The 13,452-nt window shown below is 65.6% G+C and carries 9 protein-coding genes; 2 read left to right on the forward strand and 7 right to left on the reverse strand.

The features are described 5' to 3' along the window. Position 1 precedes the first annotated feature (1 nt). The 3 genes from N2L00_RS09735 to N2L00_RS09745 all read right to left on the reverse strand — a co-directional run bounded on the left by N2L00_RS09735 (position 2) and on the right by N2L00_RS09745 (position 5,767). On the reverse strand, positions 2-1,381 hold the full coding sequence (locus tag N2L00_RS09735) for a folylpolyglutamate synthase/dihydrofolate synthase family protein (RefSeq protein WP_255766446.1): 1,380 nt from the start codon (positions 1,379-1,381) through the stop codon (positions 2-4). Continuing rightward, positions 1,381-4,680 carry an isoleucine--tRNA ligase gene (gene ileS, locus N2L00_RS09740; protein ID WP_255766447.1) on the reverse strand — a complete coding sequence of 1,100 codons (3,300 nt, stop codon included), beginning with the start codon at positions 4,678-4,680 and terminating at the stop codon, positions 1,381-1,383. Before ileS ends, N2L00_RS09735 begins: the two co-directional genes overlap by 1 nt. A 328-nt stretch (positions 4,681-5,008) precedes the next feature. Beyond that, the gene (locus N2L00_RS09745) at positions 5,009-5,767 is read right to left on the reverse strand and encodes an SDR family oxidoreductase (protein ID WP_255862898.1); all 759 of its coding nucleotides are present in this window, start codon (positions 5,765-5,767) and stop codon (positions 5,009-5,011) included. A gap of 1,078 nt (positions 5,768-6,845) precedes the next feature. On the opposite strand from N2L00_RS09745, the gene N2L00_RS09750 reads away from it, so the two are divergent. Together N2L00_RS09750 and valS are read left to right on the forward strand one after the other, a co-directional pair. After that, positions 6,846-7,169: a hypothetical protein gene (locus tag N2L00_RS09750; protein ID WP_255862897.1), complete on the forward strand. Its 324-nt coding sequence runs from the start codon at positions 6,846-6,848 to the stop codon at positions 7,167-7,169. Between the two features lie 47 nt (positions 7,170-7,216). Beyond that, on the forward strand, positions 7,217-9,844 hold the full coding sequence (valS, locus tag N2L00_RS09755) for a valine--tRNA ligase (protein WP_255766451.1): 2,628 nt from the start codon (positions 7,217-7,219) through the stop codon (positions 9,842-9,844). A 70-nt stretch (positions 9,845-9,914) separates the two neighbouring features. Here valS and N2L00_RS09760 read toward each other — a convergent pair whose 3' ends face one another. The 4 genes from N2L00_RS09760 to N2L00_RS09775 form a co-directional block, all read right to left on the reverse strand. Further along, entirely contained in the window at positions 9,915-10,553 is a 639-nt protein-coding gene (locus N2L00_RS09760; RefSeq protein WP_255766453.1) for a DsbA family protein, read from the reverse strand. 66 nt (positions 10,554-10,619) lie between these two features. After that, a complete protein-coding gene (gene clpX / locus N2L00_RS09765; protein ID WP_255766454.1) occupies positions 10,620-11,912 on the reverse strand; it encodes an ATP-dependent Clp protease ATP-binding subunit ClpX in 1,293 nt (430 codons plus the stop codon). 168 nt (positions 11,913-12,080) lie between these two features. Further along, the gene (locus N2L00_RS09770) at positions 12,081-12,755 is read right to left on the reverse strand and encodes an ATP-dependent Clp protease proteolytic subunit (RefSeq protein WP_227921049.1); all 675 of its coding nucleotides are present in this window, start codon (positions 12,753-12,755) and stop codon (positions 12,081-12,083) included. Between the two features lie 47 nt (positions 12,756-12,802). After that, positions 12,803-13,423 (reverse strand): ATP-dependent Clp protease proteolytic subunit, encoded by a 621-nt coding sequence (locus N2L00_RS09775; RefSeq protein WP_227922731.1) that lies wholly within the window; start codon positions 13,421-13,423, stop codon positions 12,803-12,805. Between the last annotated feature and the right edge of the window lie 29 nt (positions 13,424-13,452).

Raw genomic sequence — 13,452 nt, forward strand, 5'->3', positions numbered from 1 at the left:
CCTACTTTCCGAGGAGGGTGCGCGCTTCGGCGACCAAGGTGATGGAACCGACCACGAGCACGCCGCCGGAGAGATCGTTGTTCTCCTCAGCCTTGGCTACGGCCCATTCGATGGCGTTGTCCAGGCCGGGCTCGACCTGGATGTCTTCGTCGGCGAACCCGGCGTCCACGGCATCCTGGACCAGTTCCTCGGCGGGAATGGCCCGCGGCGAGCCGGACTGGGTCAGGACAACGCCGCTGACCAGGTCGCCGAACTGTTCCCGGAGTTCGCTCAGGATGCCGACGGCGTCCTTCTCCGCCAGGATGCCGACCACCAGGACAAGCGTGGTGAAGTTGAACGCCTCGCGCAGCGCCTCAGCGGTTGCCTTCGCGCCCGCCGGGTTGTGCGCGGCGTCGACAACGATGGTGGGTGCGGTCCGCACCACCTCAAGGCGGCCCGGCGAGGTGACGGTCAGGAACCCGGTACGCAGCAGTTCGACGTCGAGCTCCTTGGTCCCGCCGCCGATGAAGGCTTCCAGCGCCGCCACGGCTACTGCGGCATTTTCGGCCTGGTGGGCGCCGTGCAGGGGAACCTGCAGGTCCTCATAGCGGCCGGCGAGGCCGTTGATGGTGACCATCTGTCCGCCCACTGCCATCACCCGGGATTCGACGCCGAACTCGACGCCTTCGAACCGGAACGGGACGCCTGCCTCGTGGGCCTTTTCCAGCAGCACCTGCGCTGCCTCCATGGGCTGGGCGGCGCTGATGAGGAACCCGTCCTCCTTGATGATGCCGGCCTTTTCCCGGGCAATGTCGGCGACGTCGTCGCCGAGCAGCTCGGTATGGTCCAGGGAAATGGGTGTGACTACGGAAACGGTGCCGTCGCCGACGTTGGTGGCATCGGTGATGCCGCCGAGGCCCACCTCGATGACCGCCACGTCCACCGGTTCGTCCGCGAACACCGCGAAGGCCAGGATGGTCACGGCTTCGAAGTACGTCAGCCGGGGCTCGCCCGCGGCCTCCAGCTCGGCGTCGACAATGTCCAGGTAGGGATGGATCTCGTCCCAGATCCGGACAAACGTTTCATCGCTGACAGGCTCGCCGTCAATGCTGATCCGCTCGGTGACGCTGGTCAGGTGCGGGCTGGTGTACCGGCCGGTCCGCAGCCCGTAAGCCCGCAGCCCGGCTTCGATCATGCGGGCGGTGGACGTCTTGCCGTTGGTACCGGTGATGTGGATGATCGGGAACGCCTTGTTCGGCTCCCCCAGTACCTCCATTGCCCGGAACAGCGGAGCCATGCGCGGCTCCATCTTGTTCTCCGGCGCGCGGCTAAGCAGCTCGGCGTAGACGCTCTCCACGGAGAACCCGTCAATGGAACCGGACGGGCGGTCTGCTGAACTCATTAGATCTTCTCCACTGTGACGGTGTATTTCTCGGCGTCGGTATCGGCGCCGTCGGTGACCAGGTCCCCGGTGATGACGAGGTCATCGGTGAGCGTTTCGGCCTTCACCAGGGCCACGTTGGCCTGGAGGGCGGCTGCCTCTTCCTCCCCCGTGCTGATGCGGGTGCGGATGCGGTCGCTGATATGCAGGTTCGCGTCGCGGCGGGCCTGCTGGACCGCCCGGATGGCGTCGCGGGCGGTGCCTTCGGCGGCCAGTTCCGGGGTGACCTCGGTGTTGAGCACCAGGAAGCCGCCGCCGGGCAGAACGGCAACCGCCTTGGCGGATTCCCCTTCATCCGATTCGACGACGGTTTCCAGGGTGTACTCCTGCGGCTCCAGGGCGAGGCCGCCGGCGGTGACCGTGCCGGCGTCGTCCACGGACCAGTCGCCGGACTTGGCAGCCTTGATGGCCGTCTGGACGTTCTTGCCCAGGCGGGGTCCGGCGGCGCGCGCATTGACCACGAGCTTCTGGCTGATGCCGAATTCTGCCGGGTCGGCGTCGGCGGCCTCCACCAGGCGGACGTTCTTCAGGTTCAGCTCATCCGCGATGATCGCTGCGAACTGGCCGGTCAGGGACTGCGCCTCCGGAGCGACGACGGTCATTTCGGACAGCGGCAGGCGCACGCGCAGGTTGGCACCCTTGCGGAGCGAGGAACCGACGGAGGCAATCCGGCGGGTCGCCTCCATGCGTTCCACCAGGGCCGGGTCGCTCGGGAAGAGGTCCGCGTCCGGCCAGTCGGTCAGGTGCACGGAGCGCCCGCCGGTCAGGCCGCGCCAGATTTCCTCACCGATCAGCGGCAGCAGCGGAGCTGCCACCCGGCACACGGTCTCCAGGCAGGTGTAGAGCACGTCGAAGGCCTGCGTATCTTCTTCGAAGAAGCGTGTACGGCTGCGGCGGATGTACCAGTTGGTCAGCGTGTCCATGTAGGCGCGGAGGATCTCGCAGGCCACGGACACGTCATAGGTGTCCAGTGCCGTGCCCATGTCCCGCACGAGGTCGCCGGTGGCGGCGAGCAGGTAGCGGTCCAGCGGCTCGGTGGAGTCGTAGCAGGCCTTGGCCTCGTAGCCGTTGCCGTTGTTGGCGGCGTTGGTGTAGAGGCTGAAGAAGTGCCACACATTCCACAGCGGCAGGATGGCCTGGCGGACGCCGTCGCGGATACCCTGCTCGGTGACGATCAGGTTGCCGCCGCGCAGGATCGGGGAGGCCATCAGGAACCAGCGCATCGCGTCGGAACCGTCACGGTCCAGCACCTCCGAGACATTCGGATAGTTCTGCAGCGACTTGGACATTTTCTGCCCGTCGGAGCCCAGGACAATGCCGTGGCTGATGACGTTGCGGAAGGCCGGCCGGTCAAACAGTGCCGTGGCCAGGACATGCAGGGTGTAGAACCAGCCGCGGGTCTGGCCGATGTACTCGACGATGAAGTCGCCGGGGTTGTGGTTCTCGAACCAGTCGGCGTTCTCGTGCGGGTAGTGCACCTGGGCGTACGGCATGGACCCGGAGTCGAACCACACGTCCAGGACATCCTCCACGCGGCGCATGGTGGACTGCCCGGTGGGGTCGTCCGGGTTGGGTCGCGTCAGCTCGTCGATGAACGGGCGGTGCAGGTCCGGCTGGCCTTCCTTGTTCAGCGGCAGCCGGCCGAAGTCGGCTTCCATTTCAGCCAGCGAACCGTACACGTCGGTACGGGGGTAGTTGGGATCGTCCGAAACCCAGACCGGGATGGGGCTGCCCCAGTAGCGGTTGCGGCTGATGGACCAGTCACGGGCGTTTTCCAGCCACTTGCCGAACTGGCCGTCCTTGACGTTCTCCGGGATCCAGTTGATCTGCTGGTTCAGCTCGACCATGCGGTCCTTGATCTTGGTGACCTCAACGAACCAGGAGGAGACCGCCTTGTAGATCAGCGGATTCCGGCAGCGCCAGCAGTGCGGGTAGCTGTGCTCGTAGCTGGCCTGGCGCAGCAGCCGCCCCTCCGCCTTCAGGACGCGGGTGATCGGCTTGTTGGCGTCGAAGACCTGCAGTCCGGCGATGTCGGCGAGCTCCCCGACGGCGAACATGGGCAGGAACTTGCCGCCCTCGTCCACGGAGAGGATCACGGGGATGCCGTATTCCTCGCAGACCTTCTGGTCGTCTTCACCGTAGGCGGGTGCCTGGTGGACGATGCCGGTGCCGTCGGTGGTGGTGACGTAATCCGCGGTGACGACCTGCCAGGCGTTGGCAGTGCCCCACTTTTCCGTGTCGGTGTAGTAGTTCCACAGCGGTGCGTAGCGCAGCCCGGCGAGGTCCTTGCCGAGGTGGACGGCCGTGACGGCCGCGCGGGCCGCCTCGGCGTCGTCGTACCCCAGGTCCTTCGCGTAGGAGCCCACAAGGTCCTCGGCCAGGAGGAAACGTCCCTCGCCGGCCTGGGTGCCCTTCGGACCCGCGGGCACGACGGCGTAGCGGACCTCGGGTCCGACGGCGAGGGCCATGTTAGTGGGCAGGGTCCAGGGGGTGGTGGTCCAGGCGATGGCCTGCACGCCTTCGAGCTCGGCGGAAAGCGCGTTGTCGCCGGCCGTGATGGGGAAGGTGACCGTGACCGTCTGGTCCTGGCGCATCTTGTAGACGTCGTCGTCCATGCGCAGCTCATGGTTGGACAGCGGTGTCTCGTCCTTCCAGCAGTACGGAAGCACCCGGAAACCGCTGTAGGTCAGGCCCTTTTCGTGCAGGGTCTTGAACGCCCAGATGACCGATTCCATGTACTCGACGTTGAGCGTCTTGTAATCGTTCTCGAAATCGACCCAGCGGGCCTGGCGGGTGACATAGTCCTGCCAGTCGCCGGCGTACTTCATGACCGAGGCGCGGCAGGCATCGTTGAACTTGTCGATGCCCATCTTCTCAATCTGGACCTTGTCGCTCATCCCGAGCTGCTTCATGGCCTCGAGTTCGGCGGGAAGGCCGTGGGTGTCCCACCCGAAGCGGCGTTCCACGCGGCGGCCGCGCTGGGTCTGGTAGCGGGCCACCAGGTCCTTCACGTAGCCGGTGAGCAGGTGGCCGTAGTGCGGCAGGCCGTTGGCGAAGGGCGGACCGTCGTAGAAGACGAACTCGTTCTCGCCGTCGTTTCCGGCCGGCCGGGCGTCGATGGAAGCCTGGAAGGTGCCGTCATTTTCCCAGTACTTCAGAACGCGTTCTTCGAGTTCCGGAAACCGGGGAGAGGAGGGAACGGCAGCAGAAGCTGCGTCGCCGGTGCTGGCTTTGGGGTATACAGAGGGCATATTCGTCATCCTGATAGCGGCAAGTGAATCTGGCTGTGGAACAGGATGCGAGGGCGGCCTCTACCGGCCCCGAAAGGCCGGCGGTAACCGCGGTACCACCTCGCTTGCCGCCGTGCGTTCCCGCTGGTGCTGGGGTCGCGCGGCTGCCGCTCATTGACTGCTGTGACGGGCTTACCCGTCCGGTTCTACTGGGCTGCCCCTATTTAAGGGGTAGCTGTTCTTCCGGAAGCTCACCGGTGATGGCCGGGTCAGTGCTGTTCCGGTCAAGTTTAGGCCACGCCCGCGCCGGTTGTCGAAGCACCGTCCCCGGCGGGGCGCTCCGGGAGTACCTGCCCGCCTACAATCCGGTGCGTATGACCTTGTGCTGGGCAGCCTGCGCCAGCGGGCGCAGGACCACCTGGTCCAGGTTGACGTGGTGCGGCACGTTCAACGCGAACGCGATGACCTCGGCGACGTCTTCCGCCGTCAGCGGCTTTTCGACGCCGGCGTACACCTTGTCCGCAGCCTCCTTGTCCCCCACCCGGTTCAGGGAGAACTCCTCTGTCTTGACCATGCCCGGGGCAATCTCGATGACACGGACATTGTGTTCGGCTTCCTCCAGGCGCAGCGTCCGGGCCAGCATCTCTTCCCCGGACTTCGCTGCACTGTAGCCGGCACCGCCCTCGTAGGCGGTAAAGGCCGCCGTCGACGTGAGCAGCAGGACCGATCCCCGGCCGTTCGCCCGCAGTGCGGGCAGGAATGCCTGCGTTGTCCGCAGTGCCCCCAGCACATTGACGTCGTACATGCGCTGCCAGTCGCTGATGCTTCCGCTCGCGACCGGGTCGAGTCCGAAGGCACCGCCGGCGTTGTTGATCAAGGCGTCCACTCCCCCGCCCGCCAGGACCTGCTCGGCGAGCCGTGCCACCGAAGCGTCATCGGTGACATCCGCAGCGATGGCTTCAGCGCCGGTTTCCCCTGCGAGCGCCTCCAGCTTCTCCCTGCGGCGGGCCACGGCGACGACGTCCCAGCCCGAGGCGCGCAGTGCGCGCACTGCGGCAGCCCCGATCCCTGAACTTGCTCCGGTAACAACGGCCCGCCTCGGCGTGATCTCAGTCATGGCACCACTTTAGCCAGCGTTTGGTTCCGTCCTGGTTTTGCGGCGCTTTCCTTCCCTCTGTGACGACGGCGGCGGTCGCTGGGCATGTTCGCGAATGCTCCACATGTCCCGCGTCTTTTTCACCAGGTCCACAAACTCTTCCGGCCGGTGCAGGACAAGTTCCGCGGTGATTCGCAGCGTGATCCACCCGCCCGCTGCCGACGCGTTCCAGCGTCGCCGGTCCGCGCGGTAGTGCTCCCTCCTCCAGCGGTGATGCCGTGGTGCGCCGAACGGTCCCCAGCAGGGCCCGGACCTGCCAGTCCTGCTGACCGGAGAATTCCTTGTGCAGGCTCTGCAGTCCTACGGCTTTGGTTACGACTGCGGATTCCGCCATCACCAGTGCGTCCAGCGGGGGAAGGCAGCGGAAGGCGTCCTTCAGGATCTGCCGGGGCGGTGCTATCAGCCGGTGTGCCGACCGCTGTCCCCGGTGGACAACCGTGCCGGGTATTGACCGGGCCGCGTCGCACCGGACGTGTACGGTTTCGGGTGGGGTCAGCAACCACCAGCCAAGAATGTCGGCCGCCGAGGTGCATGTCAGCGAGGTCTGGCTGCGTGCGGCATGGACCAACCGGGCGTCTGCCTGAGGCAGCGCCAACGTTCCGCGGGCCACGCGCCGGACGATCCCGGTGCGCAAGGCCTGGTCGATCGTGCGCCGAGGGAACCCGTTGGCGGTCAGCGTCCCGTAGCTGGCTACTCCGTAACGTGTGAGCAGGAATGCCTCCAGTTGCTGCATCCCCTCACAGTGGTGGGTCTCCGGCCGGTTGTTGCTCTTCCGTGCTGCGGGGTGGCGTGCATCAGGTCACCCGATGCGGTTCGGTCCTGTGTGGAGGGATGGAGGCCGTGCCTGCCCGCACGGGGTCCCACGGTTTGGGGCTCCTGGCATCCATTGAGGCCCCACCGGCACCAACAGCACCACCCGGTGGGACGCTGTGCTCGCAGCAGACCCCCTGCCCGCACAGGCGGGGGCCAAGCTGTAGGCTCTCGGTACGCCGTCCCCGCTAGCTGCCCCCACCCTCCGCGAACCGAACAGGACCTATCCATGCCTCATGTCGCCAGATTCCTCGCCGGAGTACTCCTCGCCAACGCAGTCCCGCACGGGGTCAGCGCCGTCCAGGGCCGAAGGTTCCCCACCCCTTTTGCCAATCCGCCCGGCGTCGGACTCTCGGGCCCCGTGGCCAACGCCGTCTGGAGCGCCCTGAACGCAGCGGGCGGCGTCGCCCTTCTGGGCCGGGCCCCGTCCGGTCCACGTGAACGCATCTCGCTGCTCACCGGAGCAGTCGCCATGACCTTCTTCCTGGCCCATTACTTCGGCAAGTCACCGCAGGACGGGAAACAGGCGGCAACACCCGGGACAGTCCGGTAAACCCGGCAGTGCCTCAGACCATAGGCCTGCATGGAAGAATGGAAACCATGGCTGAACATATCCCGGGCACAGACACGCCCGACAACGAACCCCAGACCGTTTCCGTCCCCGACAAGCCCGCCCTTGAGGGGCTTGAGTCCAAGCTGAGCGCCCGCTGGCGCGAGGAGGGAACGTACGCGTTCGAGCCGGACACGGTCCGCGACGAGGTCTACTCCATCGACACTCCCCCGCCCACGGCCTCCGGCTCGCTGCACGTGGGGCACATGTTCTCCTACACGCAGACCGATGTGATGGCCCGCTACAAGCGGATGACCGGCAAGAATGTCTTCTACCCGATGGGCTGGGACGACAACGGCCTGCCCACTGAGCGCCGCGTGCAGAACTACTACGGTGTGCGGTGCGATCCCACCAAGCCGTACGACGCCGACTACCGTCCGCCGGCCAAGGCTGCGAAGAACCAGCGTGATTTCGACGTCGTCTCCCGCCGCAATTTCATCGAGCTGTGCGAGGAGCTGGCGGTGGAGGACGAGAAGGTCTTCGAGGACCTCTTCTCCACCCTGGGCCTGTCCGTGGACTGGAACCGCACCTACCGCACCATCGACGACCACTCACGTGCCGTCAGCCAGCGCGCCTTCCTGGACAACCTGCGGGCCGGCGACGCCTACATGGCCGAAGCCCCCACGCTCTGGGACGTCACCTTCCGCACCGCCGTGGCCCAGGCAGAGCTTGAGGACCGCGAGCAGCCCGGCGCCTACCACCGGGTGAGCTTCCACGCCCCCGACGGCGAGAAGATCTACATCGAGACCACCCGTCCGGAACTGCTGCCGGCCTGCGTTGCCCTCGTTGCGCATCCCGACGACGAGCGGTACCAGCGCCTCTTCGGCACCACGGTGAAGTCGCCGCTGTTCGACGTCGAGGTGGAAGTGAAGGCGCATCCGCTGGCCAAGCCCGACAAGGGCTCCGGCATCGCCATGATCTGCACCTTCGGCGACCTGACCGACGTGACCTGGTGGCGCGAGCTGAACCTGCCCACCCGTGCCGTGATCGGCCGCGACGGGCGCATCCTCGCCGACACCCCGGAGTGGATTGCCACCGAGACGGCCAAGGAAAACTACGCGGCCATCGCCACGAAGACCGTCTTCAGCGCCAAAGAGACCGTGGTGGAAATGCTCCGCGAAAGCGGCGACCTCGACGGCGAACCGAAGAAGATCACCCACCCGGTCAACTTCTTCGAAAAGGGCGACAAGCCCCTCGAAGTGGTCACCAGCCGCCAGTGGTACATCCGCAACGGCGGCCGCGACGAGGAACGCCGCGAACGCCTGATTGCCCGGGGCAAGGAAATCGACTTCCACCCGGCGTTTATGCGCTCCCGCTACGAGAACTGGATTGAGGGCCTCAACGGTGACTGGCTGGTCTCCCGCCAGCGCTTCTTCGGCGTGCCCGTTCCGGTCTGGTACCCCCTGGATGCCGCCGGCAACCCGGATTACGACCACCCGGTGCTGCCCGATTCCGCATCCCTCCCCGTGGACCCGGCCGCCGAACCGGCTCCGGGCTACGAAGAGTCTGCCCGCAACCAGCCGAACGGCTTCATCGGCGACGCGGATGTGCTCGACACCTGGGCCACCTCCTCGCTGACCCCGCAGATTGTGGGCGGCTGGAGCGTGGACGAGGACCTCTTCGCGAAGGTCTTCCCGTTCGACCTGCGGCCGCAGGGCCACGACATCATCCGGACCTGGCTGTTCTCGTCAGTGGTCCGTGCCGATGCGTTGAACGCCGCTGCGCCGTGGAAGCACGCCGCGATTTCGGGCTGGATCCTGGATCCGGACCGGAAGAAGATGTCCAAGTCCAAGGGCAACGTGGTGGTCCCCACCGATGTGCTGAACGAGTTTGGTTCCGACGCCGTGCGCTACTGGGCCGCTTCGGCGAAGCTCGGTGCGGATACGGCCTACGAAATTGCGCAGATGAAGATCGGCCGCCGGCTGGCCATCAAGCTGCTCAATGCGTCAAAGTTCGTCCTGAACCTGGGCGCTACGGAGAAGAACGTGGCCCTGGCGGACACCTCGGTGATCACCAACGCGCTGGACCTGGCACTGCTGGCCCAGCTGACCGACGTCGTCAACGCCGCCACGAGTGCTTTCGAACGCTACGACTACGCCAAGGCACTGCAGCTGACCGAGTCCTTCTTCTGGTCCTTCACGGATGACTATGTGGAGCTGATCAAGGACCGTGCCTACGGGGCTGCCGGGGACGCGGAGCAGGCTTCGGTGCTCGCTACGCTGGCGACCACGCTGGATGCGCTGCTGCGCCTGTTCGCACCGTTCCTGCCGTTCGCAACGGAAGAGGTCTGGGGCTGGTGGCGCGCCGGATCGGTGCACCGCGCGCCGTGGCCGAACGTGGACGGTCTCGCCGCCGCAGTGGTGGATGCCGACGCCGGCATCCTCGGTACGGTTGCCGCCGCCCTGGGCGGTATCCGCAAGGCGAAGTCCGAGGCCAAGGTGAAGCAGCGGACCGAGGTCCTCAAGGCCACGGTCACCGCGCCTGAGGGTGCCGTCGCCCGCCTCCGTGCCGGGCAGGCGGATCTGAAGGCCGCCGGTAACGTCCGCGAACTCAACCTGGCCGTCGGCGAGGGCGAGCTGAGCGTTTCCGACGTCGAGCTGGCACCGCCGGCAGAGTAACCGCAGCAGGACAGCAGAACGCCCGGCCGGGTTACCCGGCCGGGCGTTCTGCTTTGTGGAAGCAAAGCAATCAGTCGAACTGCGGGCTCTCGGTGCGGCTGCGCTTGAGTTCGAAGAACGCCGGGTTGGAGGCAAGCATGACGGCGCCGTCGAACATCGCGCCGGCCTCTTCGCCCCGCGGAATGCGGGTCAGGACCGGGCCGAAGAAGGCGGTGCCGTTGAAGGCCACGATGGGGGTGCCGACGTCGTCGCCCACCTTTGCGATGCCTTCCTTGTGTGAGGCGCGCAGCTGGGAGTCATACTCGTCGGTTTCGGCGTACTGCGCGAGCTCGGCGGGCAGGCCGACCTCGGCCAGGGCCTCACGGATCACCGTGGGGAAGTCGGAGTTGCCGCCGATATGGATTCGGGTTCCCATGGCGTCGTACAGCTTCTTGATGTACTCGCTGCCGTGCAGTTCCTGCGCTGCGATGATCACGCGCACAGGACCCCAGGCCGCATCCATCCGCTTCCGGTAGTCCTCCGGAAGGTGGTCGCGGCCCTCGTTCAGCACGGACAGGCTCATGACGTGCCAGTTGGTGCGGACGTCGCGGACCTTTTCCACCTCATCCATCCAGCGGGAGGTGACCCAGGCGAACGGGCACATCGGGTCAAACCAGAAATCGGCAGTCGATGCGGAACTGGCAGGCGACGCAGAACCATTTACGGTCATGGAAACTCCTTCGAAGCGGTCGATGGCGCATTCAGCGCCGAACGTACTACTCCCCCCAACCCCGTACTACGCGGATTTGTTCCGGCGCTTGGTGGCGACTGCGTGGGAGATGAGGGTCGGTTCGGCCTTCTTCTCCACGGTATCCGCGGTAATGACTACCGTGGCGACGTCCTCCTGGCTGGGCAGGTCGAACATTACCGGCAGCAGCACTTCTTCGAGGATGGCACGCAGGCCGCGGGCTCCGGTGCCGCGGTCCAGCGCCTGGTCCGCGATCGCGTCCAGGGCGCCCTGCTCGAAGGTGAGTTCGACGCCGTCGAGCTGGAACATCTTCTGGTACTGCTTCACCAGGGCGTTCTTCGGCTCGGTCAGGATACGGATCAGGGCCGTGCGGTCCAGATTGGACACGGTGGTAATGACGGGCAACCGGCCGATGAATTCGGGAATCAGGCCGAATTTGAGCAGGTCCTCGGGCATGACCTCGGCGTACGAGTCCGTGCCCTTGGTGGTTTCGATCAGCGGCGCGCCGAAGCCGATGCCCTTGCGGCCGGAGCGCGAACCGATGATTTCTTCCAGTCCGGCAAAGGCGCCGGCCACGATGAAGAGGACGTTGGTGGTGTCGATCTGGATGAATTCCTGGTGCGGATGCTTGCGTCCGCCCTGCGGCGGCACGGAGGCGACCGTACCTTCGAGGATCTTCAGCAGCGCCTGCTGTACGCCTTCGCCGGAGACGTCCCGGGTGATCGAGGGGTTCTCGCTCTTGCGCGAAATCTTGTCGATCTCGTCGATGTAGATGATGCCCTGCTCGGCCTTCTTGACGTCGTAGTCCGCCGCCTGGATGAGCTTGAGCAGGATGTTTTCCACGTCTTCGCCGACATACCCGGCTTCGGTGAGCGCGGTGGCGTCGGCGACGGCGAAGGGGACGTTGAGCCGGCGGGCCAGGGTCTGCGCCAGATAGGTCTTGCCGCAGCCGGTGGGACCGATCAGGAGGATATTGGACTTGCCGATTTCGACGTCGTCGGCCGCTACCGCGTCCGCAAGGTTGCCGGCGTTGCGCGGAGCATGGCCGGCCTGGATCCGCTTGTAATGGTTGTAGACCGCAACGGCCAGCGACCGCTTGGCAGGTTCCTGGCCAATGACGTATTCCTGCAGCGAGTCGAAGATTTCCCGCGGCTTGGGCAGCTCAAAGGTACCCAGGTCAGCAACCTCGGAGAGTTCTTCCTCGATGATCTCGTTGCAGAGGTCGATGCACTCATCGCAGATATACACGCCGGGGCCGGCAATGAGTTTGCGTACCTGCTTCTGGCTCTTTCCGCAGAAAGAGCACTTGAGCAGATCCGTGCTCTCACCAATGCGAGCCATAGTTCAGTCCCCTTAGATGGTCCATCAAAAACGGTTCCGCAGCATGGGCTGAGCCAACCATGATCCACTCTAGGACACTTGGAGGAGCTATTCAGCAACCAAACGGCCCGTGGTGCGATATTACGCGCCACGGGCCGGCTGGACATGCCGTTATTTCGGCGAAGCAGGTTACATCTTGTTAATGGCCGGCGTCTTGAGCTTGCGGGAATCAAGCACCTGGTCGATCAGCCCGTATTCCAGGGCCGAGTCGGCCGTCAGGATCTTGTCACGCTCGATGTCCGTATTGACCTGCTCGGAGGTGCGGTTGGAGTGCAGCGCCAAGGTGTCCTCCAGCCAGGTACGCATCCGCATGACCTCGGCGGCCTGGATTTCCAGGTCGGAGGCCTGGCCGCCCTGGCCGCCGGACAGCGACGGCTGGTGGATGAGCACGCGGGCGTTCGGCAGTGCCAGGCGCTTGCCCGGGGTCCCTGCGGCCAGCAGCACGGCGGCGGCGCTGGCAGCCTGACCGAGGCAGACCGTCTGGATCTCCGGACGGATGTACTGCATGGTGTCGTAAATGGCCGTCATGGCCGTGAACGAGCCGCCCGGGGAGTTGATGTACAGGGTGATGTCGCGGTCCGGATCCGTGGACTCAAGCACCAGCAGCTGGGCCATGACGTCGTCGGCGGAGGCGTCATCAACCTGGACGCCCAGGAAGATGATGCGGTCTTCGAACAGCTTGGTGTACGGATCCTGGCGCTTGAAGCCGTAGGGCGTGCGCTCTTCGAACTGCGGCAGGACGTAGCGGCTGGTGGGCATCTGCGGGGCGACGGCGGAGCCGGCGGTGCCGAAATTATGGTTCATGAATTACTCCTGAAGTCTGCAAATGGAGGGGTGGCTGGCCGGGGACCCTAGTCCTCGTCCTTGCCCTCTGCCTGGTCCTGGTTGGTTCCGCCGCCGCCGGTCACTCCGCCTGCGTGCGCGGAGATCTTGTCGAAGAAGCCGTATTCGAGGGCTTCCTGCGCGGTGAACCACTTGTCGCGGTCATTGTCCTTGAGGATGGTTTCGACGGTCTGGCCGGTCTGCTCGGCAGTCAGCTCAGCCATCACACGCTTCATGTTCAGGATCAGCTCGGCCTGGATCTTGATGTCCGAAGCCGTGCCGCCGATTCCGCCGGAGGGCTGGTGCATCAGGATGCGGGCGTGCGGCGTTGCGTAGCGCTTGCCCTTGGTGCCGGAGGAGAGCAGGAACTGGCCCATGGAGGCGGCCAGGCCGGTGGCGACGGTGACGACGTCGTTCGGGATGAACTGCATGGTGTCGTAGATCGCCATGCCTGCGGTCACGGAGCCGCCGGGAGAGTTGATGTAAAGGTAGATGTCCTTTTCGGGATCTTCCGCGGAAAGCAGCAGAAGCTGGGAGCAGATCGCGTTGGCATTCTCGTCCCGGACTTCCGAGCCCAACCAGATGATCCGCTCCTTGAGCAGGCGGTTGTAGATGTAGTCGTCCCGGCCGGCCGGGTCCACCGTAGCCATGGTGGGTGTGTTCGGTGCAGTTGCCATAC

Origin of the sequence: Arthrobacter sp. zg-Y1171 (assembly GCF_025244845.1) — a bacterium.
GTDB lineage: Bacteria > Actinomycetota > Actinomycetes > Actinomycetales > Micrococcaceae > Arthrobacter_B.